The 22,390-nt window shown below is 66.0% G+C and carries 19 protein-coding genes; 14 read left to right on the top strand and 5 right to left on the bottom strand.

Translation table 11 applies throughout. From position 1 onward, the window contains the following. The first annotated feature begins 290 nt into the window (after positions 1-290). The 9 genes from ACE3T8_RS08570 to prpC all read left to right on the top strand — a co-directional run bounded on the left by ACE3T8_RS08570 (position 291) and on the right by prpC (position 9,636). Positions 291-1,472, top strand: a complete 1,182-nt coding sequence (locus tag ACE3T8_RS08570) for an aminotransferase class I/II-fold pyridoxal phosphate-dependent enzyme (protein WP_374608464.1) — start codon at positions 291-293, stop codon at positions 1,470-1,472. Between the two features lie 60 nt (positions 1,473-1,532). Further along, positions 1,533-2,516: a malate dehydrogenase gene (locus tag ACE3T8_RS08565; RefSeq protein WP_374608462.1), complete on the top strand. Its 984-nt coding sequence runs from the start codon at positions 1,533-1,535 to the stop codon at positions 2,514-2,516. A gap of 171 nt (positions 2,517-2,687) precedes the next feature. Beyond that, positions 2,688-3,902, top strand: coding sequence for a vanadium-dependent haloperoxidase (locus ACE3T8_RS08560; RefSeq protein ID WP_374608460.1), 1,215 nt, complete (start codon positions 2,688-2,690; stop codon positions 3,900-3,902). A 108-nt stretch (positions 3,903-4,010) separates the two neighbouring features. After that, complete coding sequence (locus tag ACE3T8_RS08555; protein WP_374608458.1) at positions 4,011-4,793, top strand: hypothetical protein; 783 nt, start codon at positions 4,011-4,013, stop codon at positions 4,791-4,793. Beyond that, positions 4,790-5,566 (top strand): hypothetical protein, encoded by a 777-nt coding sequence (locus ACE3T8_RS08550; RefSeq protein ID WP_374608456.1) that lies wholly within the window; start codon positions 4,790-4,792, stop codon positions 5,564-5,566. Before ACE3T8_RS08555 ends, ACE3T8_RS08550 begins: the two co-directional genes overlap by 4 nt. Next, positions 5,563-6,321, top strand: coding sequence for a hypothetical protein (locus tag ACE3T8_RS08545; protein ID WP_374608454.1), 759 nt, complete (start codon positions 5,563-5,565; stop codon positions 6,319-6,321). The genes ACE3T8_RS08550 and ACE3T8_RS08545 overlap by 4 nt, the downstream gene beginning before the upstream one ends. A 194-nt stretch (positions 6,322-6,515) precedes the next feature. Then, positions 6,516-7,523: a cupin-like domain-containing protein gene (locus ACE3T8_RS08540; protein WP_374608452.1), complete on the top strand. Its 1,008-nt coding sequence runs from the start codon at positions 6,516-6,518 to the stop codon at positions 7,521-7,523. Positions 7,524-7,587: 64 nt separating this feature from the next. Then, positions 7,588-8,466 (top strand): methylisocitrate lyase, encoded by an 879-nt coding sequence (gene prpB / locus ACE3T8_RS08535; RefSeq protein WP_374608450.1) that lies wholly within the window; start codon positions 7,588-7,590, stop codon positions 8,464-8,466. Between the two features lie 15 nt (positions 8,467-8,481). Further along, positions 8,482-9,636, top strand: coding sequence for a 2-methylcitrate synthase (prpC, locus tag ACE3T8_RS08530; protein WP_374608448.1), 1,155 nt, complete (start codon positions 8,482-8,484; stop codon positions 9,634-9,636). Between the two features lie 87 nt (positions 9,637-9,723). Here prpC and ACE3T8_RS08525 read toward each other — a convergent pair whose 3' ends face one another. Beyond that, complete coding sequence (locus tag ACE3T8_RS08525) at positions 9,724-10,185, bottom strand: cell wall hydrolase (RefSeq protein ID WP_374608446.1); 462 nt, start codon at positions 10,183-10,185, stop codon at positions 9,724-9,726. Positions 10,186-10,465: 280 nt separating this feature from the next. Then, positions 10,466-12,487 carry an FAD-dependent oxidoreductase gene (locus tag ACE3T8_RS08520; protein ID WP_374608444.1) on the bottom strand — a complete coding sequence of 674 codons (2,022 nt, stop codon included), beginning with the start codon at positions 12,485-12,487 and terminating at the stop codon, positions 10,466-10,468. A 355-nt stretch (positions 12,488-12,842) separates the two neighbouring features. Here ACE3T8_RS08520 and ACE3T8_RS08515 point away from each other — a divergent pair, with 355 nt between their 5' ends. The 3 genes from ACE3T8_RS08515 to ACE3T8_RS08505 all read left to right on the top strand — a co-directional run bounded on the left by ACE3T8_RS08515 (position 12,843) and on the right by ACE3T8_RS08505 (position 15,334). Next, a complete protein-coding gene (locus tag ACE3T8_RS08515; RefSeq protein WP_374608442.1) occupies positions 12,843-13,925 on the top strand; it encodes an outer membrane beta-barrel protein in 1,083 nt (360 codons plus the stop codon). 137 nt (positions 13,926-14,062) lie between these two features. After that, complete coding sequence (locus ACE3T8_RS08510) at positions 14,063-14,572, top strand: hypothetical protein (RefSeq protein WP_374608440.1); 510 nt, start codon at positions 14,063-14,065, stop codon at positions 14,570-14,572. An 18-nt stretch (positions 14,573-14,590) separates the two neighbouring features. Continuing rightward, positions 14,591-15,334 carry a pseudouridine synthase gene (locus ACE3T8_RS08505; protein WP_374608438.1) on the top strand — a complete coding sequence of 248 codons (744 nt, stop codon included), beginning with the start codon at positions 14,591-14,593 and terminating at the stop codon, positions 15,332-15,334. Between the two features lie 3 nt (positions 15,335-15,337). On the opposite strand, the gene kbl is transcribed toward ACE3T8_RS08505, so the two are convergent. The 3 genes from kbl to tdh are packed head-to-tail and all read right to left on the bottom strand — an operon-like array spanning position 15,338 to position 17,856. Next, on the bottom strand, positions 15,338-16,531 hold the full coding sequence (gene kbl / locus ACE3T8_RS08500; RefSeq protein ID WP_374608436.1) for a glycine C-acetyltransferase: 1,194 nt from the start codon (positions 16,529-16,531) through the stop codon (positions 15,338-15,340). 22 nt (positions 16,532-16,553) lie between these two features. Then, positions 16,554-16,823: a hypothetical protein gene (locus tag ACE3T8_RS08495; protein ID WP_374608434.1), complete on the bottom strand. Its 270-nt coding sequence runs from the start codon at positions 16,821-16,823 to the stop codon at positions 16,554-16,556. Between the two features lie 10 nt (positions 16,824-16,833). Then, on the bottom strand, positions 16,834-17,856 hold the full coding sequence (tdh, locus tag ACE3T8_RS08490) for an L-threonine 3-dehydrogenase (RefSeq protein WP_374608482.1): 1,023 nt from the start codon (positions 17,854-17,856) through the stop codon (positions 16,834-16,836). Positions 17,857-18,009: 153 nt separating this feature from the next. On the opposite strand from tdh, the gene ACE3T8_RS08485 reads away from it, so the two are divergent. Beyond that, entirely contained in the window at positions 18,010-20,160 is a 2,151-nt protein-coding gene (locus tag ACE3T8_RS08485; RefSeq protein WP_374608432.1) for a S46 family peptidase, read from the top strand. 49 nt (positions 20,161-20,209) lie between these two features. Beyond that, positions 20,210-22,378, top strand: coding sequence for a S46 family peptidase (locus ACE3T8_RS08480; RefSeq protein ID WP_374608430.1), 2,169 nt, complete (start codon positions 20,210-20,212; stop codon positions 22,376-22,378). Positions 22,379-22,390: the final 12 nt, after the last annotated feature.

Here is a 22,390-nt window from a genome sequence, read left to right as displayed (position 1 = left end):
ACATGAAAGCCCTCCCAGAACGGTAGGCAAGCTTTACTATCTGACATGGGAACGGTGGCTTCGGTTTAGACGTTTGGTCGCACAAACATCTTCACCCGAATCCGCCGTTCCTTTTTTTGTGGGCGCTTCCCGGACTTCCGTGATGAACCTTTTTTGTTGCCGGGCAGGGCCGGTCCGGATCGACCCCTGTGTTAAAATCCCGCTGCTTTATCCACGCCGCTTGTCCATGCCATGCCGCGCCACGCGGCCCTTTCGAGGTCCCCCCCACGATGCCTCAACTCGCCCGGCGCATGAGTCGCGCCAAGCCCAGCGCCATCATGGCCGTCGCCGAGAAGGCCAAGCGCCTGAAGTCGGAAGGCCGCGACATCATCAGCTTCTCAATCGGCGTCCCCAACTTCCTGCCCGGCGACCACGTGTATGCCGCCGCGCGCGAAGCGCTAGCCAAGGACAGCGGCCAGTACGGCAGCAATCGCGGTCCCGATGCGCTGCTCGATGCCTTCATCGCGCACATGGAGGCGATCGGCCTGACCGGTTACGGCCGCGCGAATTGCTCCACCGGCATCGGCGCCAAGCACGTGATCTACAACCTGGCCGAGGCCCTGCTGGACGAAGGCGACGTGATTGCCTTCCCGGCACCGTACTGGACCACCTACCTCGACATCGCCGACATCGTGAACGCCAAGGCGGTCACCCTGCCGTGCCCTGCATCGCAGGACTACAAGCTCACCCCGGCGCAGCTGGACGAGGCCCTGGCCACGCACCAGCCGAAGGTGTTCCTGTTCAACAACCCGTCCAATCCCACCGGCATGGTCTACAGCCGGGACGAGATCGTCGCGCTGGCCGACGTGCTGGTGAAGTATCCCGACACGTGGATCATCGCCGACGACATCTACAACCGGATGCTGTTCGACGGGCTGGAGTACGTGAACTTCGTGCAGGTCCGCCCGGAACTGCGCGACCGGGTGATCTTCATCGACTCGCTGTCCAAGACCTACGGCATGCCGGGCTGGCGCGTGGGCTTCATGGCCGGGCCGGAATCGGTCGCCAAGGCGGTCACCACGCTCAACTCCAACCACATCACCAATATCCCCGAGGTGACGATCGCCGCCGCGATCGCCGCGCTGAGTGGCCCGCAGGACGTGCCGACGCAGAAGAACGCGGAGTTCCAGGCCAAGCGCGACCAGGTCATGGCGGTGATGGATGCGATCCCGGGCGTGGTCTGCCCGCGTCCGCAGGGGGCGTTCTACGTGTTCCCGGACATCAGCTGCGCTTTCGGAAAGTCGCACAACGGCGCGAAGATCGCGGACGACGTGGATTTCTGCAACGTGCTGCTGGAAGCCAAGGGCGTGGCCTGCGTGCCGGGTTCTGCGTTCGGCGAGCCGCGCGCGCTGCGCATCAGCTACACCTGCCCGACGCCGCAGCTTGCGCCGGGCCTGGCGCGCATCCAGGAATTCTTCGCCGAACTGGCCTGATTCTTTTCCGTTCAATCGATGCGGCCCCGATGCCGCATCGTCATTTTTCGAGGAGTCCCCATGAAGTCCCCCGTCCGTGTTGCAGTCACCGGCGCCGCCGGCCAGATCGGTTACGCCCTGCTGTTCCGCATCGCCTCCGGCGAAATGCTGGGCAAGGACCAGCCGGTGATCCTGCAGATGCTGGAACTGCCGATGGAGAAGGCCCAGGCCGCGCTGAAGGGCGTGATGATGGAGCTGGAGGACTGCGCGTTCCCGCTGCTGGCCGGCATGGTCGGCACCGATGACGCCGAAGTCGCGTTCAAGGACGCCGACTACGCCCTGCTGGTCGGCGCCCGCCCGCGCGGCCCGGGCATGGAGCGCAAGGACCTGCTGCTGGAGAACGCCAAGATCTTCACCGCGCAGGGTGCGGCGCTGAACAAGGTCGCCTCGCGCAACGTGAAGGTGCTGGTGGTCGGCAACCCGGCCAACACCAATGCCTACATCGCGATGAAGTCCGCGCCCGACCTGCCGGCGAAGAACTTCACCGCGATGCTGCGCCTGGACCACAACCGCGCGCTGTCGCAGCTGGCCAACAAGGCGGGCGTGGCCGTGGCCGACATCGAGAAGCTGGTAGTGTGGGGCAACCACTCGCCGACCATGTACCCGGACTATCGTTTCGCCACCGTCGGTGGTGCGTCGCTCGCGGACAAGATCGGCGACGCCGACTGGAACGCCAATACCTTCATCCCGCAGGTCGGCAAGCGTGGTGCCGCGATCATCGAAGCGCGCGGGCTGTCGTCCGCCGCATCGGCCGCGAATGCGGCGATCGACCACATCCGCGACTGGGCGCTCGGCACCGACGGCAAGTGGGTGACCATGGGCGTGCCGTCCGACGGCAGCTACGGCATCCCGGAAGGCGTGATGTACGGCGTGCCGGTGACCTGCGCCAATGGCGAGTACACCCGCATCGAAGGCCTGCCGGTCGACGATTTCAGCCGCGCCGCCATGGACAAGACCCTGGCCGAACTGGAAGAAGAGCGCGCCGGCGTGGCGCACCTGCTGTAAGCCAACGCGACTGTCGTCAACGGGAAGGGCTGGCCTCGTGCCGGCCCTTCTTGCGTTTGCAGGACAAGGCAGGTGATGGCGGGGAGCGCCCAAGGCCGTGCCTATGCTGCGACAGCGCGAGGGGACGTCGCGCCGGGCGCACCAATCCACGGGTGTAGCAGGGGAACTGTCATGTCGGGGAAGAACGCCGTCGGCTTTGGTCCGTGCGTGTTGCTGGCATTGCTGGCATCGCCTCCCGCCTCGGCAGGCGTGGTCAACGGCGTGCTCTCGCAATGGAACCTGCAGGCCAAGGAATGCAAGGACGGCCAGATCGACCTGGGCGCGATGGTCAATGTCGGCATGTTCGAAGCGGTCAATCGCATCGCCGGCAAGTACACCCCGTATCTCCCGGGTCCGGCCGTGCGCGGCACCGGCTCGATGGAGGCGGCTGCCGCCAGCGCGGCGCATGACCTGCTGGTGGCATTGTGCCCCGACCAGGCCGAGGGCTTTGCCGGCGCCCTGAAATCCTCGTTGGCGGAGGTCAAGGACGCCAAGGCCCGCGATGCCGGCGCGAAGGTCGGGAAGGCCGCCGCGGCGGCGTTGCTTGCCGCCCGCGCCGATTCGGGCGCGAACGTGCCGGATCCCTTGTTCGATGCACCGGTGGTCGGCGTCTATGTCCCTACCATCGAACGCGTCGGCGTGAACATCGCGCGCATCCGGCCATGGGTGATGACCCGCGCCGACGAGGTCCGCGCGGCGCCTCCACCCGCATTGGACAGCGACATCTGGGCGCGCGACTTCAACGAGATCAAGCGCCTGGGCGGCAAGAAATCCGAGGAGCGCACGGCCGACCAGGCTGACATCGGCAAGTTCTGGGGTGGTCGCAGCGTGCGTATCGTGCTGCCGCAACTGGTCGGCCGCCCGGGCCGCTCGCTGGTCGATGACGCGCGCTTCCTGGCGCTGGCCGACATGGCCTGGGCGGATTCCTATGTGTCGATGATGGACGGCAAGTACGCCTACAACCTGTGGCGTCCGATCACCGCCATCCGCAACGCGGCAGCTGACGGCAACCCCGCCACCGACCCCGATGGCAAGTGGGAGCCGCTGCTGGGCAACACCCCGCCGCATCCCGAGTATCCCTGCGGCCATTGCCTGTCGGCCGGTGCCGTCGGTGCGGTGATCGCCGCCGAATTCGGTGCCCAGGCACCCTCGATCGTGCTGGCCGAGGAAGACACGCTGCTGCGGCGCTACGACACGCCCCGCGAGTACATCGACGAGGTCAGCGAATCGCGCCTGCTTGGAGGCGTGCACTACCGCTTCTCGGTGGATGCAGGCCGCGATGCCGGCATCGCCATCGGCAAGCTGGCGGTGGAGCGCTACTTCAAGCCGGTCGTGGCAGGGCGCTGACGCCGTGCCCGCCGTGGATCGCATCGTGCCGATCCGGGGACGGGCCGCCAAACGCAGGCACGGCAGCCTGGCTAGCAAGGCCCCACCGCCATCCACGGGGCCATCGTCATGATCCTCCGCCGCCTCGTCGAGAATCTGAATCAGCAGAACTGGACGGCGATCGCCATCGAGTTCGTGCTGTTGGTACTCGGCGTGTTCCTCGGCATCCAGGTCTCCAACTGGAACGCCGAGCGGGAGATGCGGCAGAAAGCTGCGGTCTTCACGGAGCGCCTGATCCAGGACCTGCGCAAGGAAGCGTGGGGCTACGAATGGATCATCGAGTACAACCGCGAAACCAATGCGAACCAGCGGCGTGTGCTGGATGCGCTTGACGGAAGCGTCGTGATGTCGGATGAGCAGTTCCTGATCAGTGCGTATCGGGCGACGCAGTACAAGGAGAACGGCCGCTACCGCGCCACCTACGATGAACTGGTGTTTACCGGCACCATGGGCCTGATCGCAGACCCCGCATTGCGCGATGCCGCCGGCAATGTCTTCACCGCGCCATGGTTGGACCAAATCGCCCAGCAGACCAAGGACTCCGAGTATCGAAGATTGTTCCGGGAAGCCGTCTCTGCCCGCGTCCAGGAAGCCTTGCTGGCGCGCTGCGGCGACCGGTTCGGCACGCCTCTCGATTACGCGACGATCACGCACTCGATCGACTATCCGTGCACGCTCGGCCTGCCGGCAGAGCAGGTCCACGCCGCAGTGCAGGTCCTGAAGGGCTCGGCAAGATTCGCTCCGGCGCTGCGCCTGTGCTTCGCCGACAACCAGACCGCGCTGATCGACTTGCTGTCTGGAAATGGCGAGGCGCGCAAGACGTTCCGCGCGCTGAGGGCTGAGACACCATGATCCTGCGCCGCCTCGCCGAGCAACTGAAGCAGCAGAACTGGACCGCGATCGCCGTCGAGTTCGTCTTGCTGGTGGTGGGCGTGTTCTTGGGCATCCAAGTCGCCAACTGGAACGAGACCCGGCGGGAACACACGCTGGAAGCCGAGTACATCGCGCGGCTGCAGCGCGATTTCGGCGCCATCGATGCGCGCCTGACAATCAACCTGACGCGGTGGGAGGACACCGCGGCCGCGCCGGTCCGGTTGATCAAGGATCTTGACGCATTCCGCCAGCGCGGCACGTGGCTGCGCCCCAAGGCCGAGCTGCTGCGCGACCTGGACGCCACGATGGGCAGCCGGATCCCCGCCCCGCGCGCAGCCAGCTATGTCGAGTTGCTCTCCGCCGGACGGTTGGGACTTTTGCGCGACAGCCGATTGCGCGAGGCGCTTGCGGACTACGACACCCAGGCAGGCTTCACCATGAAGGCCTACGACGTGCTGGTGCAGCGCGTCGACCCCCAGCGGCCCGCACTGGTGAGGCACATGCGTTACGACCGTGGCGCTGATGCGGCGCGGATGGATCCGGAGGAGATCTTGCGCCACGGCGGCGAGCCCTGGGCCGATGTGGACCTCGCGCAACTCGGCGCCGATCCCGGTGTGGAGACGGCCTTGAACACGTTCGCCAGCGCCTCGCACGCCCATGTTCTCAACGTCCGCCTGCAGCAGGGAAAAGCCAAGGCCGTCATCGCCCTCCTCGAACCTGGCGCCGAGCGCGCAGGGGCCGGGCAGCCATGATCCTGCGCCGGTTCACCACTGCGCTGAAGCAACAGAACTGGACCACGATCCTGATCGAGTTCGTCCTGCTGGTCGGCGGCGTGTTCCTGGGTATCCAGGCCGCCAACTGGAACGAGCAACGCGCAGAAGACGCCAAGGCGCAGGCCTACCTGGCCCGCATCCGCGTCAACCTGGAGGCTGACCTGCTATCGATCGAGCGCCGCGAAATTTTGTGGCGCCAGGTCATCGCCTACGGCAAGGGTGCCATTCGCTATGCCGAAACCGGCGAACTGGTGGAGGGCTCCGCCTGGAAAACCGTGTTGGCGTTCTACCAGGCCAGCCAACTCTGGCAATGGGTGACTTCGGATTCGACCTATCAGGAGATGCGCAGCGGCGGCGAACTCGGGCTGATCCGGGACCAGCGCTTGCGAGACGCGCTGTCCCAAAATTACCTCGAGAACGGCTCCGGCACCGCCTACCTGTTCATGATGCAACCGGAATATCGCAGGATCGTGCGCGGGCTGACGCCTTCGGTGGTCGCCGACCATATCTGGGCGAAGTGCTGGCAACAGCCGAGGCCGGCCGAACAGTACCTGCTCGACTGCGACGCGCCGATCTCCGAAGTGGAGGCGCAAGCGGTGCTCGCGGGTTACATGAAAGAACCCGGACTCTTGAAAGAACTTCGGTTCTGGGTGGCAAACCAGGGTGTCGCCGTGGCCGCAATCGGGAACTACAAACCCATCCTGAGGGACATGCTGGCGCGCGAAACATCGTAGCCCTTGCAGTGACGTTCCTCGCCGAACTCAAGCGCCGCAACGTTTGAGGTTCATGCCCGGATCGAAAGATCGCTGATGCCAAGCGCCGATCCCGGCGATTACCGTGACGGATCCTGCGCGGGCTCGCCGGGGTTTTCGTTTCCACCGCGCCTCGCGCACACTGCGAACGACCACGCCACGACGTCTGCCATCGCATGAGCGCGCCCATCGCCGAATTCGCCAATGACGCACGCGATTTCGCCCTGGCCGATGCGGTCGCGGCGGGCGAGCCGCTGCTCATCCGCGGGCTGTGCCGCGACTGGCCGCTGGTGCAAGCGGCGAAACGGTCGTTCGGCGAGTTCGCGCAGGCGGTCGCCGCGCTCGACAATGGCGCGCCGGTGGACGTATTGCGGATGCCGCCGGAAGCCGAAGGCGTGGTCGGCTACAACGCGGCGCTGGACGGCTTCAACTACCAGCACTTCAGGGTCGGCGTGACCGAGGCCCTGCAGCGGCTGGCCGCCTACAGCCGCACGAACGGCGCGGTCCCGGGACTCGCCTTGCAGAGCGCGCTTGTGTCCGAATGCTTGCCGGGCTTCCTCGCCACGCATCCGATGCCCTGCCTGCCGATGTCGGCGCAGCCGCGATTGTGGGCAGGCAACCGGGTCGTCACCCCCGCGCATTTCGACGCGTCGCACAATCTGGCGGTGGTCGCATGCGGACGTCGGCGCTTCACTCTTTTTCCGACCGACCAGGTGGCCAATCTCTACATCGGACCGCTGGATTTCGCCCCGACCGGGGCGGCGCTCACCTTGGCGCGCCCGGACCAGCCGGATTTCGAGCGCCATCCACGCTTGCGCGAAGCGCTGGCGAATGCGTTGGTCGCGGAACTCGAACCTGGCGATGCCCTGTACATGCCGCCGCTGTGGTGGCACCAGGTCGAGTCGCTGGAGCCGCTCAATGCGCTGGTGAACTACTGGTGGATGCCGGCCCAGCTCGAGGGCCGTGCGACCGCGCCTGCGCTCGGGGCGCTGTTGCATGCACGGCTGGCGTTCGCGGCATTGCCGGCGAAGGAGCGGCAGGCCTGGCGCACGCTGTTCGATCATTACGTGTTCGGCGACGCCGATCCTGCCGCGCACATCCCCGAGTCGAAGCGCGGCGTGCTCGGAGAACTGGATCCGGAAGCACTGGCGGCGCTGCGCGAACGGATCCGTTCGGGACTTTAGTCGGGTGCCGGCCGCTCCGGCCGACGCGCTAAAATGGCGGACTCCGCCCAAGGAACATGACGCCATGTCCGAGACCGCAGGCGCACGCTTCCGTGCCGCCCTCACCGCCGAATCCCCGCTGCAGGTGATGGGCGCGATTACTGCCTATGCCGGCCTGATGGCCAAACGCACCGGCTACAAGGCGCTGTACCTGTCCGGCGGCGGTGTCGCCGCCAACTCGCTGGGCGTGCCCGACCTCGGCATCTCCACGATGGAAGACGTGCTCACCGACGCGCGCCGGATCGTGGATGCCACCGGCATGCCGCTGCTGGTCGACATCGATACCGGCTGGGGTGGCGCATTCAACATCGGCCGCACCATCCGCAATTTCGAGCGCATCGGCGTGGCCGCGGTGCACATGGAAGACCAGGTCGGCCAGAAGCGTTGCGGCCATCGCCCGGGCAAGGAAGTGGTGAGTACGCAGGAGATGGTCGATCGGGTGAAGTCCGCGGTCGATGCGCGCACCGACGCATCGTTCGTGATCATGGCACGCACCGACGCCGCCGCAGTCGAAGGTCTCGACAGCGCGATCGAGCGCGCCGTGGCCTACGTCGAAGCGGGTGCCGACATGGTGTTCCCTGAGGCGATGACCTCGCTCGACGACTACCGCAAGGTCAAGGCCGCGGTGAAGGTGCCGGTGCTGGCCAACCTCACCGAGTTCGGCAGCACGCCGTTCTATACCACCGCCGAGTTGCGCGATGCCGGCGTCGACATCGCCCTGTACTGCTGCGGCGCGTATCGCGCAATGAACAAGGCGGCACTCAACTTCTACGAAACCGTGCGCCGCGACGGCACCCAGAAGCACATCGTCGACACCCTGCAGACCCGCGCCGAGCTGTACGACTTCCTGGGCTACCACGCCTACGAAGACAAGCTCGACTCGCTGTTTGCGCAGAACAAGTAAGCGAAGGAAACCACCATGAGCGAACAAGCACCGGCCCCCACGTTCAAGCCGAAGAAATCCGTCGCCCTGAGCGGTACCGCCGCCGGCAACACCGCGCTCTGCACCGTCGGCCGCAGCGGCAACGACTTGCATTACCGCGGCTACGACATCCTCGACTTCGCCAACACCAGCGAGTTCGAGGAAATCGCCTACCTGCTGGTGCACGGCAAGCTGCCGAACAAGGACGAGCTGGCCGGCTACAAGGCCAAGCTGAAGTCGTTGCGCGGCATCCCGGCCGCGGTGAAGTCCGCGCTGGAAGAGCTGCCGCCGTCGGCGCATCCGATGGACGTGATGCGCACCGGCGTGTCGGTGCTGGGCTGCGTGTCGCCCGAGAAGGACGACCACAACCATCCCGGCGCGCGCGACATCGCCGACAAGCTGATGGCGTCGCTCGGCTCGATGCTGCTGTACTGGTACCACTGGAGCCACAACGGCCGCGCCATCGACGTCGAAACCGACGACGACAGCATCGGCGGCCACTTCCTGCACCTGCTGCACGGCGAACCGCCGCGCGAGTCGTGGGTGCGGGCGATGCACACCTCGCTGATCCTGTATGCCGAGCACGAGTTCAATGCGTCCACCTTCACCTGCCGCGTCATCGCAGGCACCGGCAGCGACATGCATTCCTGCATCACCGGCGGCATCGGCGCACTGCGCGGCCCGAAGCATGGCGGCGCGAACGAAGTCGCATTCGAAGTGCAGAAGCGTTACGACTCGCCCGATGAGGCCGAGGCGGACATCAAGGCGCGCGTCGAGCGCAAGGAAGTGGTGATCGGTTTCGGCCATCCGGTGTACACGGTGTCCGATCCGCGCAACCAGGTGATCAAGGACGTCGCGCGCGAACTCTCGGCGGAGCAGGGTGACATGAAGATGTACGACATCGCCGAGCGCCTGGAATCGGTGATGTGGGACATCAAGAAGATGTTCCCGAACCTCGACTGGTTCAGCGCGGTCAGCTACCACATGATGGGCGTGCCCACCGCGATGTTCACCCCGCTGTTCGTGATTGCCCGTACCAGCGGCTGGAGCGCGCACGTGATCGAACAGCGCATCGACGGCAAGATCATCCGCCCCAGCGCCAACTACACCGGGCCGGAAGACCGCGAATACGTGCCGCTCGACAAGCGTTGAAGGGGGCGACGTCCAATGAAGAAGCCGCGCAGTGCGCGGCTTTTTCATTGGACGAGATTGCCGGTCGCTGGTGCTGGCGCGGTCCGGTCAGCCGCGACGCGACTTGAGTTTCTGCACCTGCAGGAAGGTGTGGTCGCCGATGGTGGCCACCTGGTACGCATTGCGCCAACTCGGGCTGGCGATCGCATGCGCCATGAAGTGGCTGGCGCCGGGCACGATCTCGCGACGCTGGCCCTTCGGCAGCGACCAGTTGTGCTCGGATTCCAGCGCAATGGTGACCGCTTCGGCCCAGGCTTCACCGTTCGACAGCCGGGTCTGCGGGGACACGATCGTGGGTGCGAACTGCTTGCGTGCCGTCACCACCTCGCAGACGTTGTGCCCCCACAGGCCGCTGTCGCGGCGACGCAGGGCGACCTCGGCGACGGCGCGTTGGCCGCGGACCGACTGGTCGCGGGCTTCCAGGTAGACGGTGGTGGACAAACACAGCGAGTCGGCGGCCGGCTGCGGCAGCACGTTGCTGGACAGCCAGAGGATCCAGGCCAGTTTCATGTCGAACTCCTTGCTCCGTTGCGGCGCAGGCGTTGGCATCGGCACGAACCGATGGCAACACGGGCGTCATGGCGTACTGGGGAGGGCGGCAGCTCTGTGGCGGCCTTTGCCCGGGCCCGCCGCTTCAGTGCGGGGGGCGGGTGACCTGCCTATGCGCGAAGGGTCGCGTCCGGGCAGGGCGGAAAGTGGGCGCACCTTAGGGGCACTTTCCCCAACGCAAGCTGAACAGTGATTTTGGAAGCCACTGATTCGATTGGAGTTTTTATTCGGAGTAGGTGGCCTACAAGCCAGCTGCGAGCTTGCTTCCCTCGGCGATCGCACGCTTCGCATCCAGCTCAGCCGCGACATTCGCACCGCCGATCAGGTGGCTGCGTTGGCCCTTTGTCTGCAACGCATCGAACAGCCCGCGCCGCGATTCCTGGCCAGCGCAGATGACCACGTGATCGACCGGAAGCGTTTGTTCGCTGCCATCGACGCGCACGTGCAAGCCGGCATCGTCCACCCCGAGGTATTCGACGCCACCCAGCATCTTCACGCCCTTCGCCTTCAGCGTGGCGCGATGGATCCAGCCGGTGGTCTTGCCCAGCCGCGCACCGGGCTTGCCTGCCGTGCGTTGCAGCAGCCAGACCTTGCGCGCCGGCGGTTCAGGATGCGCCGGCACCAGGCCGCCGGGTGTTTCGAAATTGGCGTCCACGCCCCATTCGGCCATCCAGCGGGCGGGGTCGGTCGTGGCCGACGGGCCGGTTTCGACCAGGAATTCCGCAACGTCGAAGCCAATGCCGCCCGCGCCGATGATCGCGACCTTGGCGCCGGGCGTGACCCGGCGTTCCAGCACGTCGAGGTAGCTGACGACCTTTGGATGGTCATGGCCTTCGATGTCCACCGCGCGCGGGGTGACGCCGGTGGCGACCACCACCTCGTCGAAACCGGAGAGGCCATCCGCATCGACCCGGGTGGACAGTTTCAGGGCGACGCCGGTGTCGTCGATGCGCTGGCCGAAGTAGCGCAGGGTCTCGTGGAATTCTTCCTTGCCCGGGATCGTATTGGCCAGGTTGAACTGGCCGCCGATGCGGTCCGCGGCATCGAACAGGGTGACGCGATGCCCACGCTCGGCTGCGACGGTGGCGCACGCGAGGCCGGCGGGACCCGCACCGACCACCGCGATGGACTTCGGCGACGCGGCCTTCGGGTAGTTCAGTTCGGTTTCCGCGCAGGCGCGCGGGTTGACCAGGCAACTTGCCTTCTTCTGTTCGAAGACATGGTCCAGGCAGGCCTGGTTGCAGGCGATGCAGGTGTTGATGGCGTTGCTGCGACCGCTGCGCGCCTTTTCCACCCATTGCGGGTCGGCCAGCAACGGCCGCGCCATCGACACCATGTCGGCGGCACCGGATGCCAGGACCGCCTCGGCGACCTCGGGCATGTTGATCCGGTTGGTCGCGACCAGCGGCAGGCGCACATGGGGCTTCAGCTTCGCCGTGACGCCAGCGAACGCGGCACGCGGCACCGAGGTCGCGATGGTCGGCACCCGCGCTTCATGCCAGCCGATGCCGGTATTGATGATGGTCGCGCCGGCGGCCTCCACGGCCTGCGCCTGGGCGACGATGTCGTCCCAACCGTTGCCGCCCTCGACCAGGTCGAGCATCGACAGCCGGTAGACGACGATGAAATCCGGGCCGCAGGCCTCGCGCACGCGGCGCACGATCTCCACCGCGAACCGCATCCGCTTGGTCGCGTCGCCGCCCCAGGCGTCATTGCGCCGGTTGGTGCGCGCCGTAGTGAACTCGTTGAGCAGGTAGCCCTCCGAGCCCATGACCTCGACACCGTCGTAGCCGGCCTCGCGGGCCAGGCTGGCGGCGGTGGCGAAATCGCGGATATGACGCTCGATCCCGCGCACCGAGAGCGCCCGTGGGGTGAAGGGGTTGATCGGTGCCTTCAGCTTCGACGGCGCCACCGACAGCGGGTGGTAGGCGTAACGCCCGGCATGCAGCAACTGCATGCAGATCTTGCCGTCGTGGGCATGCACCGCCGAGGTGACCTGCCTGTGCCTTGCGACATGCCAGGGCATCGACATCCGGCTCGCGAACGGCTTCAGCCAGCCGACCAGGTTGGGCGCGAACCCACCCGTCACGATCAGCCCGGTTCCGCCGGCCGCACGTTCGGCGAAATACGCGGCCAATTTCGGGAAATCCGCCGCGCGGTCTTCAAGGCCGGTGTGCATGGATCCCATCAGCACCCGGTTGCGCAGGCGGGTAAAGCCCAAGTCGAGGGGCTGGAACAGGTGCGGGTAGGGAGGACTGGTCATCGCGCAAGCATACCCATGCGTACGGTCATGTGCATGGCATCAATCGGGTTACTGCATCGGTCAGTATGGGGAGACTGCCACCTACAGGCTGCAACCGCGCCATACGTCACGATCCGACGTGCTAGATTTGCATGTCGGCCGCGCCAGTCGGGAGGGGATGCCGGCAGTGCCTGCAGGCAGGCATCAAGTGCCCTTCAACCGGCCTCCGTTTTGCATCGTGACAACTGTTATGCTAGTGTTAACACGGCTTTCACGTGGCCGCCATTACTGTGTACGCGGGATGGCGTGCGGACTCAGCCGTCTGAAGCACATAATTTGGCGTCACTAGTTTCTATTACTGATCAAGGAGCTGAACATGAATAAGAAACTCCTCTGCGCTGCCCTTCTGGGTAGTCTGGGTATGGCGCAGGCTGCGTCCGCCCAGGAGTTTGATGATCGCTGGTATGTCTCCGGCTCGACCGGTGTGAACTTCCAGGACAACGATCGTGGTACCGAAGACTCGCTGTTCGTGACCATGGGTTTCGGCAAGTTCCTCAACCCGAACCTGTCGCTCGAAGCGGAACTGAACTACCAGAATCCGGACAAGACCATCAATCCGAATCTCTGGTGGAGCCAGTACGGCGTCTCCCTCGATGCGCGTTATCACTTCCGCAATGCGGATTCGAAGTGGTGGCCGTACGTGCGCGGTGGCGTCGGCTATCAGCGCCATGAAGAAGAGTACAACGCGTTCCCGAACCCGAATTCCCCGGGCCAGCATGAAGACTCCAACCTCGCCCTGAACCTGGGCGCCGGCCTGCAGTTCGACTTCGGCCGCGTCGATCTCCGTACCGAAGTTGGCACCCGCGTCGATTTCGACGATCAGCAAGCCCGTATCGGTAACCAGGAAGACATGTTCACCGACCTGCTCGCTTCGGTCGGCCTGACCGTGGCGCTCGGCCCGGAGCCGGTTGCCCCGGTTGCCCCGGCCCCGGTCGCGGAAACCAGCTGCGCGGATCTGGATGACGACGGCGACGGCGTCAACAACTGCAACGACAAGTGCCCGGGTTCGCAGGCTGGCCAGACGATCGGTCCGGACGGCTGCCCGGTGCCGGTCTCGATCGACCTGAAGGGCGTCAACTTCGACTTCGACAAGTCGACCCTGCGTCCGGATGCCGTCGCGATCCTCAATGAGGCCGTCGAAATCCTGAAGCGCTACCCGGAGCTGCGCGTTGAAGTCGCCGGTCACACCGACCTGTGCGGCACCGATGCGTACAACCAGTCGCTGTCGGAGCGTCGCGCCAAGGCCGTGTACGACTACCTGACCGGCAACGGTGTCGACGGTGGCCGCCTGGCGGGTCCGGTCGGCTACGGCGAGAGCCGTCCGCTGGAGCAGACCGCGCAGACGCTGCCGGGTTGCAAGAGCGAGACCAACCGCCGTACCGAGCTGAACGCCCAGTAATCCTGGTCGCCAGCAATGCAAGATGCGAAGCCCGGCCTTGTGCCGGGCTTCGTCGTTTGCAGTGCGCGATCAATCGCGTGATTGCGGCATTCGCGCACCAGCACCTACACTGCAGGTCTCAACGGGGAATTGTGTCCATGGTGTCGATCCGCAGCGCGTTGTCTCTCATGTTGTGCCTGGCCATTCCTGGCCTGGCGCATGCGGCGGGCGATGCCTGCCATGGCGATGCGCTCTCCGCGACACCGGTGCGACCCACCCTGATCGCACCGGTGGCCATCGAGCTGCCGCCCGCCACCACCCAACTCGGTGGCGCGACCGGCGTGTTGTCGCAATCCTTCGACGAAGCGTTGTCGGTGGACAACGTGCTGTTGCGGATCCGCCTGGACGGTTGCCGGGCGATGGCGAAAGCGAGCATCCCGGCAAGCGTGGCCAAGCCGGGCGACCCGGCGGCCTACAAGCCGCGCACCGAATTCGACAACGCGCCCTGGCGGTTCGACATGACCCAGAACGGCAAGCGCATGACCGCCGATGAATTCGATGCGTGGATGAAGGCGAAGGGCGTGCGCGTGGTCGGCCGCAAGGATGCGCCTGCGGCCGAAGCGGCACCGGCCTCTGCCCCCGCACCCGCGGAAAAGCCGAAGAAGTAATCGCACTGCTGCCGGGGCTTGGCAATCGTGGTCGATGCCCCGCGCCGGATCGGACTGGCACGCGTGTTGTCCAAGCGCGGCCTGTGCTCGCGCACGCAAGCGAGTGAGTGGATTCGCGCCGGTCGGGTCCAGGTGGATGGACGCGTGGTGCGCGATCCCGAATTCCCCACCATCGCCGGCCGGCATCGGATCGCCGTGGATGGTCATGGCCTGGATGACGCGCCGCGCGAGCGCCTCCATCTCGTGCTCAACAAACCCCGTGGGCTGGTGACGACCCTGCGAGACGAACACGGGCGCGATACCGTCTATCGCTGCTTCGACGCTGCGGACCTCGGCTTCATCGCGCCGGTGGGCCGCCTCGACAAGGCCAGCGAAGGGCTGTTGCTGTTCACCAACGATCCCGAGTGGGCGAGTCGAATCACCTCACCGGAAAGCGGGCCGGACAAGACCTACCACGTGCAGGTGGACTGCATCCCGGACGCAGCGATGCTGGCGAAGATCCAGGCAGGCATCGCCTTCGAAAGCGAGTGGTTGCGGGCGAAGTCGGCGTCCCTGCTGCGCACGGGCGCAAAGAATGCCTGGCTCGAAATCGTGCTCGATGAAGGTCGCAACCGGCAGATCCGTCGGTTGCTGGATGCGTTCGACATCGGCGTGCTGCGCCTGGTCCGCGTTGCCATCGGGCCACTGCACCTCGGCGAGTTGGCGAAGGGGCAGTGGCGCGCACTCACCGCCGAAGAAGTCGCCGCGCTCGGCGGCGACTGAGCCTCAGGCTTTCAGCACGCCGAGTTCGTGGCCGATGCGGACGAACGCATCGATCGCGCGATCCAACTGCTCGCGCGTGTGCGCGGCGCTGATCTGGGTGCGGATGCGCGCCTGTCCCTTCGCGACGACCGGGAAGAAGAAGCCGATCGCATAGATGCCTTCCTCCAGCAGGCGCTCGGCGAAGCGCTGGGCCAGCGGTGCGTCGTAGAGCATCACGGGACTGATCGGATGCACGCCGTGGCGGATGTCGAACCCGGCATCGACCATGCGGGTACGGAAATGGGCGGTGTTCTCGCGCAGTCGTTCGCGCAACTCGCCTGCCGATGACAACATCTCGAAGGCCTTGATGCCGGCCGCGACCACGTGCGGCGGCAACGAGTTCGAGAACAGGTACGGGCGCGAACGCTGGCGCAGCAGTTCGATCACTTCCTTCTTCGCGGTGGTGAAGCCGCCGAGTGCGCCACCCATCGCCTTGCCCAGGGTGCCGGTGAAGATGTCGATCTTCTCCATGACGCCCTTGACCTCGGCGGAGCCGCGGCCGCTGGCGCCAAGGAAGCCGGTGGCATGGCATTCGTCGATGTGCACAAGCGCGCCGTGTTTCGCCGCGAGCGCGGTGATCTCGTCCAGCGGCGCGATGAAGCCGTCCATCGAGAACACGCCGTCGGTGGTGATCATGATGGTGCGCGCGCCGTCCGCCTTGGCCTGCTGCAACTGCGTTTCCAGGTCGGCCATGTCGCAGTTGGCGTAGCGGTAGCGCTTGGCCTTGCACAGGCGCACGCCATCGATGATCGAGGCGTGGTTGAGCGCGTCGCTGATGATCGCGTCGTGCTCGTCCAGCAGCGGCTCGAACAATCCGCCGTTTGCATCGAAGCAGGCGGCGTAGAGGATGGTGTCCTCGGTGCCGAAGAAGTCGGCGATGGTCTGTTCGAGTTGCTTGTGCAGGTCCTGGGTGCCGCAGATGAAGCGCACGCTGGCCATGCCGAAGCCGTGGGTGTCCAGCGCGTCCTTCGCGGCCGCGATGATGTCCGGATGGTCGGCCAGGCCCAGGTAATTGTTGGCGCAGAAATTCAGCACCGTGCGGCCATCGGCGAGCTGGATCTCCGCCGACTGCGGGCTGGTGATGATGCGCTCGGACTTGAACAGGCCGGCGGCGCGGATCTCGTCGAGGGTGTCAGCGTAACGCTGGGTCAAGGACATGTCTGTTCCTGTCGAGGTCGTTTCAATCGCTGCTGCCGCTGCCGCTGCCGCTGTCGCTGTCGCTGCTGCCCGCGTCGTCGGACGATGCATCATCCGACGCATCGCCGCAGGCATCGGGCTCGAACGGGCGATCGTTGTTTTCGTTGGTGTCGCACGGGTTGTCGTACGCATTCGCCGGCGCAGACTCGTTCCATCCGGAAGCCGAATCGCCGGTACGCGTGACCTTGTCGCTGTTGGCGAGCAAGATCCAGCCGGCGATCACGACGATGGCGATGACCAGCACGAACCACATCGGCGCGGCCTCAGTTCCAGCTCAGCACGACCTTGCCCGACTTGCCGCCTTCCATCAGGTCGAAGCCCTTCTGGAAGTCGTCGATCGGCAACTGGTGGGTCAGCACCTTGCCGAGCGGGAAGCCGCTCAACACCAACTGCGTCATCTTGTACCAGGTCTCGTACATCTTGCGGCCGTACATGCCGTGGATGGTCAGGCCCTTGAAGATGATCTTGTCCCAGTCGGCGCCGGCGCCGTTTGGCATGATCCCGAGCATGGCGATCTTGCCGCCGTGGTACATGCAGTCGAGCATGTCGTTGAAGGCGCGCGGGTTGCCGCTCATCTCCAGGCCCACGTCGAAGCCCTCCATGTGCAGGTCGGCCATCACGTCCTTGAGCGAGGTGTTGGCGACGTTGACCACGCGCGTCGCACCCATGTCGGCGGCGAGTTTCAGGCGGAAGTCGTTGACGTCGGTGACCACCACGTTGCGCGCGCCGATGTGCTTGCAGATGCCCGCGGCGATCACCCCGATCGGACCGGCGCCGGTGATCAGCACGTCTTCGCCGACCACGTCGAATTCCAGCGCGCAGTGCGCGGCATTGCCGTAGGGGTCGAAGAACGCGGCGAGCTCGCTCGGGATCTGGTCCGGGATCGGCCACAGGTTCGATGCCGGCATCACGATGTATTCGGCGAACGCGCCATGGCGGTTCACGCCGATGCCGACCGTGTTCGGGCACAGGTGCTGCTTGCCGGCGCGGCAGTTGCGGCAGTGGCCGCAGACGATATGGCCTTCGGCGCTGACGCGCTGCCCCAACTGGTAGCCGGTGACGCCCGGGCCGAGGTCGACGATGCGGCCCACGAACTCGTGGCCGATCACCAGGCCTGGCTTGATCGTGCGCTGGCTCCATTCGTCCCACAGGTAGATGTGCAGGTCGGTGCCGCAGATCGCGGTCTTCTCCAGCTTGATCAGCACTTCGTTGGGGCCGGGCGTCGGTACCGGCACCTGTTCCATCCAGATGCCCTTGCCGGCTTCGCGCTTGACCAGCGCCTTCATCGTTTGCGTCTGCGACATGGCGGGTTCGCCTTGCGGGATCGAGGCGCGCATTCTACCGCCGCTGGCCTGTGCGCCAGGTCATGACCGCAGGCACACGCCAGCACCATGCCTCGAGTGGTGTAATCCGCGTTTGACCGATCTGCAGGAGTTTCCATGCGCCACCGCACGTTGTCCGTCGTCGTTGCCCTCGTCCTTACCGGTGGTGCAGCCCATGCCGACGAAGGCATGTGGATGCCGTCGCAACTGCCGCAACTGGCGAAGCAGCTGAAGGCGGCGGGGTTCAAGGGCAACCCCGCGGACCTGGCCGACCTGATCAGGCATCCGATGAGCGCTGTGGTCTCCATCGGCGGCTGCACTGCGAGCTTCGTGTCGCCGCAGGGGTTGGCGGTCACCAACCACCATTGCGCACTCGGCGCGATCCAGCTGAATTCCACCGCGGAACGCAACCTGATCCAGGACGGTTTCATTGCCGCGAGCATGGCCGATGAACCGTCGGCCGGTCCGGCGGCGCGGATCTGGGTGACGGTCGGCTTCGACCCGATCACCGATCGCATCCTGGCCGATGCGACCGGCAAGACCGGGCGTGCGTACTACGAGGCGGTGGAAACCGCGCAGAAGGCGGCGGTCGCCACCTGCGAGCAGGACGCCGGCCATCGCTGCAGCGTGGCCAGCATGTACTACGGCCGCGAGTACTACCTGATCAAGCAGCTCGAACTGAAGGACGTGCGCCTGGTGTATGCGCCGCCGCGCTCGATCGGCAACTACGGCGATGACATCGACAACTTCATGTGGCCGCGCCACACCGGCGACTTCACCTTTTATCGCGCCTACGTGGGCAAGGACGGCAAGCCGGCGGCTTACAGCAAGGACAACGTGCCGTATGCGCCGCCTGCGCACCTCACCGTGTCCACCGCGCCGGTGAAGGCCGGCGACTTCGCGATGGTCGCGGGGTATCCGGGCACTACCTTCCGCCACCGCACCGCATCGGAATTCGCCAACCAGATCGATTGGCTGCTGCCCGCGCGCATCGATGTGGTCGGCGGCATGATCAAGACCATCGAAGCCGCGACTGTGGGCGACAAGGCCAAGGAGGTGCTGTACGCCTCCACCGTGGCCGGCAACAAGAACACCCTGAAGCGTGCGCAGGGCGAACTCGACGGCCTGCGCCGCAGCGATGCGGTGCGCGTGCGTGCCGCCGATGAAGCGGCGATGCTGGCCTGGCTGGCGAAGCAGCCCGATGCCGCCGCACGGCAGGCCGATATCCGCGCGATGCAGGCGCAGCTGGATGCGGGGCAGGCCACCCGCGAACGCGACTTCCTGCTGCCGTTCCTGCGCCCGGGCCTGCTGGGTTCCGCGATCACGCTGCGCCGGCTGGCGATGGAGCGCGGCAAGCCGGATGCGCAGCGCGAATCGGGATTCCAGCAACGCGACGAGGTGCTGATCGAAGGCGGGCTGAAGCAGTTGCAGCGCCGCTACGATCCCGAGGTGGAGAAGGCCACGTTGCGTTACGCGCTGAAGCGCTACTACGCGCTGCCGGCGTCGCAGCGCATCGTCGAGTTCGATGCCGCGTTCGGTGCGAACGAGTCGATGGCAAGCGCCAGGCTCGACAGCCTCTACGCGCAGACCAAGCTCGGTGTCGAAGCGGATCGCCTGGCGCTGATCAAGGCATCGCCCGACGCCGTGCTCGCATCGGCCGATCCGCTGATGCAGCTCGCGGCCACGTTGCAGCCGGCGCTGCTGCGGCTGGAGGAAGAAGGCAAGCAGCGCAGCGGCGAGCTGATGCGCCTGCGCCCGGCGTACATGCAGGCGCTGATCGGCTATCGCGAATCGCAGGGCAGGGCGGTGTATCCGGACGCCAATTCCACCCTGCGCGTGAGCTACGGCAAGGTCAGCCCGCTCAGCCCGCGCGACGGCATGGACTACCGGCCGCTGACCACGGTCGCCGGCATCGTCGAGAAGAACACCGGCGTGGAACCGTTCGATGCCCCCAAGCCGCTGCTGGATGCGATTGCCGCGGGCGATTTCGGCACCACCATCGACCCGACGCTGAAGACGCAGACGGTCGACTTCATGACCAACCTCGACACCACCGGCGGCAATTCCGGCTCGCCGGTGCTGGACGCCAACGGCAAGCTGATCGGCCTGAACTTCGACAGCAACTGGGAAGCGGTCAGCGCCAGCTGGATGTTCGATCCCCGCTACAAGCGGGCCATCCACGTGGACATGCGCTACCTGCGCTGGTTGCTGGCCAAGGTGTATCCGGCGCCGCACCTGCTCAGCGAAATGAACCTGCCGGCGGAATGATGTTCCACGGCGAATGACGAACCACGCACACGAACCACAGGACAGGACGATGCAGAAGACGATGCTTGCCGCGGCGATCGCGGCACTGACGATGGGAACGGCGTTCACGGTGTCCGCCGGCGAAGGCATGTGGGTACCGCAGCAGTTGCCGGAGATCGCCGGCCCGCTGAAGAAGGCGGGCCTGAAGCTGGATCCGAAGCAACTGGCTGACCTCACCGGCGACCCGATGGGCGCGGTGGTCTCGCTGGGCGGTTGCACCGCGAGCTTCGTGTCCCCGCAGGGCCTGGTGGTGACCAACCACCACTGCGCGGCAGGCGCGATCCAGCTCAACTCCACGGCGGAGAACAACCTGCTCGAGAAGGGCTTCAATCCCGCCAGCATGGCCGATGAGGTGTCCGCCGGTCCGAATGCGCGCATCTTCGTGCTGGCCGACATCACCGACGTGACCGACCGGGTCAAGGCGGCGATCGCGGCCGCGCCCGGGCCGCTGGAGCGCACGAAGGCGGTGGAAGACCTGGACAAGCAGCTGGTCGCCGAGTGCGAGGCCGACGCCGGCCATCGCTGCCGCCTCTACAGCTTCATGGGCGGCAACACCTATCGCCTATTCAAGAACATCGAGATCAAGGACGTGCGCCTGGCCTACGCGCCGCCGGGCAGCGTGGGCAACTACGGCGGCGAGATCGACAACTGGATGTGGCCGCGCCACACCGGCGACTTCAGCTTCTACCGGGCCTACGTCGGCAAGGACGGCAAGCCGGCCGCGTACAGCAAGGACAACGTGCCGTTCAAGCCGAAGCACTGGCTGAAGATCGCCGACCAGCCGCTGCGCGAAGGCGACTTCGTGATGGTGGCCGGCTATCCGGGCAGCACCGCGCGCTACGCGCTGGCCGCCGACTTCGACGCCACCAGCACCTGGACCTATCCCACCGTCACCAAGCGCTTCAAGGAGCTGGTGGCGATGGTGAATGCCGCCGGCGAGAAGAACCCGGACATCGCGGTCAAGTACGCCGCCGCGATGCAGGGCTGGGAAAATACGCTGAAGAATTACGACGGGCAGATGGAAGGTTTCACCCGCATGGGCGCCGCCGGCATCAAGCGCGAGCGCGAACAGGCGGTGCTCGACTGGCTGAAGTCGCGCGGTGCCGATGGTGCGCAGGCGCTGGCCGCGCATGCCACGCTGACGGCGCTGAGCGAGCAGGGCCGCACCACGCGCGAGCGCGATTCGGTGATCGGCAACGTCGGCGGTGCGCTGGGTGGCAGTGCGCTGACCCTGTACCGCCTCGCGGTGGAGCGCGAGAAGCCCGATGCGCAGCGCGAGTCCGGCTTCCAGCAGCGCGACCTGCCCGGCATCGAGGGCGGCATCAAGCAGATGGAGCGCCGCTACGTGGCGGAGATGGATCGGCAGATCCAGCGCTACTGGCTGATGCATTACATCGCCTTGCCGGCCGACCAGCGCATCGCCGCGATCGACGCATGGATCGGCGGCAACGATGCCAAGGCGGTGGATGCCGCGCTGGATCGCCTCAATGGCAGCAAGCTCGGCAGCCTGGAAGAGCGCATGAAGTGGTTCAACGCCGATCACAAGGCGTTCGAGTCCAGCACCGACCCGGCGATCCAGTACGCGGTGGCGATGTTGCCGACCTCGCTGAAGCTGGAAGAAGACCGCAAGCTGCGCGCCGGCGAAACCATCGCCCCGCGCGCCACCTACCTGCAGGCCGTCGCCGACTACAACAAGGCGCAGGGCAAGGCGGTGTATCCGGACGCGAACTCCTCGCTGCGGATCACCTTCGGCAACGTGATGGGCTATACCAAGCCCGGCAGCCACACGCCCGAAGCGTCGTTCACCACGCTGGAGCAGGTGGCGGACAAGGCGACCGGCAAGGATCCGTTCGATGCGCCGCAGGCGCAGCTGGATGCGATCAAGGCCAAGCGGTATTCGGGCATGACCGATGCGAAGTTGAAGACCGTGCCGGTCAATTTCCTGTCCGACCTCGACATCACCGGCGGCAATTCCGGTTCGCCGGTGCTGGATGCGCACGGCAAGCTGGTGGGCCTGGCGTTCGACGGCAACTGGGAGTCGGTGGCCTCGAACTGGGTGTTCGACCCGTCGATGTCGCGGATGATTTCCGTCGACCAGCGTTACATGCGCTGGATCATGCAGGAAGTGATGCCGGCGCCGCGGCTGTTGAGCGAGATGGGCGTCGCGCCGAAGAAGTGATGCAAGCGCACG

It is taken from the genome of Thermomonas sp., from assembly GCF_041919455.1.
Classification (GTDB): domain Bacteria; phylum Pseudomonadota; class Gammaproteobacteria; order Xanthomonadales; family Xanthomonadaceae; genus Thermomonas.
This window is presented reverse-complemented; position numbering and strand designations above follow the sequence as displayed.

Coding starts and splice junctions, on each gene's coding strand:
- ACE3T8_RS08570 (WP_374608464.1), top strand. CDS start 291: ATGAGTCGCGCCAAGCCCAGCGCCATCATGGCCGTCGCCGAGAAGGCC.
- ACE3T8_RS08565 (WP_374608462.1), top strand. CDS start 1,533: ATGAAGTCCCCCGTCCGTGTTGCAGTCACCGGCGCCGCCGGCCAGATC.
- ACE3T8_RS08560 (WP_374608460.1), top strand. CDS start 2,688: ATGTCGGGGAAGAACGCCGTCGGCTTTGGTCCGTGCGTGTTGCTGGCA.
- ACE3T8_RS08555 (WP_374608458.1), top strand. CDS start 4,011: ATGATCCTCCGCCGCCTCGTCGAGAATCTGAATCAGCAGAACTGGACG.
- ACE3T8_RS08550 (WP_374608456.1), top strand. CDS start 4,790: ATGATCCTGCGCCGCCTCGCCGAGCAACTGAAGCAGCAGAACTGGACC.
- ACE3T8_RS08545 (WP_374608454.1), top strand. CDS start 5,563: ATGATCCTGCGCCGGTTCACCACTGCGCTGAAGCAACAGAACTGGACC.
- ACE3T8_RS08540 (WP_374608452.1), top strand. CDS start 6,516: ATGAGCGCGCCCATCGCCGAATTCGCCAATGACGCACGCGATTTCGCC.
- prpB (WP_374608450.1), top strand. CDS start 7,588: ATGTCCGAGACCGCAGGCGCACGCTTCCGTGCCGCCCTCACCGCCGAA.
- prpC (WP_374608448.1), top strand. CDS start 8,482: ATGAGCGAACAAGCACCGGCCCCCACGTTCAAGCCGAAGAAATCCGTC.
- ACE3T8_RS08525 (WP_374608446.1), bottom strand. CDS start 10,185: ATGAAACTGGCCTGGATCCTCTGGCTGTCCAGCAACGTGCTGCCGCAG.
- ACE3T8_RS08520 (WP_374608444.1), bottom strand. CDS start 12,487: ATGACCAGTCCTCCCTACCCGCACCTGTTCCAGCCCCTCGACTTGGGC.
- ACE3T8_RS08515 (WP_374608442.1), top strand. CDS start 12,843: ATGAATAAGAAACTCCTCTGCGCTGCCCTTCTGGGTAGTCTGGGTATG.
- ACE3T8_RS08510 (WP_374608440.1), top strand. CDS start 14,063: ATGGTGTCGATCCGCAGCGCGTTGTCTCTCATGTTGTGCCTGGCCATT.
- kbl (WP_374608436.1), bottom strand. CDS start 16,531: ATGTCCTTGACCCAGCGTTACGCTGACACCCTCGACGAGATCCGCGCC.
- ACE3T8_RS08495 (WP_374608434.1), bottom strand. CDS start 16,823: ATGTGGTTCGTGCTGGTCATCGCCATCGTCGTGATCGCCGGCTGGATC.
- tdh (WP_374608482.1), bottom strand. CDS start 17,856: ATGAAGGCGCTGGTCAAGCGCGAAGCCGGCAAGGGCATCTGGATGGAA.
- ACE3T8_RS08485 (WP_374608432.1), top strand. CDS start 18,010: ATGCGCCACCGCACGTTGTCCGTCGTCGTTGCCCTCGTCCTTACCGGT.
- ACE3T8_RS08480 (WP_374608430.1), top strand. CDS start 20,210: ATGCAGAAGACGATGCTTGCCGCGGCGATCGCGGCACTGACGATGGGA.